At 36.9% G+C, this 396-nt stretch carries 1 protein-coding gene; it reads left to right on the forward strand.

Annotated elements, in window-relative coordinates:
- Positions 1 to 257: 257 nt before the first annotated feature.
- The coding region (locus C1I98_RS46855; RefSeq protein WP_143809318.1) for a helix-turn-helix domain-containing protein at positions 258 to 396 on the forward strand (139 nt) is incomplete at its 3' end.

The raw sequence follows: 396 nt of genomic DNA on the forward strand, positions 1-396 counted from the left end.
CAAATAACAGGACAGAGAATACAAATTATGCTTTGATGATCCCCATGCGTTTATTGAGTGCCGTCCCGATTTTCTGTAACGTTGCCTTCAAAAAAATTCTCCTTTCCCTAGATTATCTGTATTTAATCTTGAATTTATAACGTTTTGATTTCCATTTGGTAGATTGTAAAATTAATCCGAACGCTGTTCGGACAAAAAAAGATCAGCTTCCTTTAAAATGGTGTTTACCACAAACCCATCTTTTAGGGGCTGATCTTTTGTCTAGTATAACCTATTCCGAACGAATTAAAATCGAAACCTTTTGTGAACTAGGGCTGTCCAATATCCAAATGGGCGTTCGGCTGAACCGATCACCGTCAACAATTTCTTATGAATTATCTCGTTGTCAACCTTATC

It is taken from the genome of Spongiactinospora gelatinilytica (genome assembly GCF_003236385.1).
In the GTDB taxonomy this organism is placed as follows: Bacteria; Actinomycetota; Actinomycetes; order Streptosporangiales; family Streptosporangiaceae; genus Spongiactinospora; species Spongiactinospora gelatinilytica.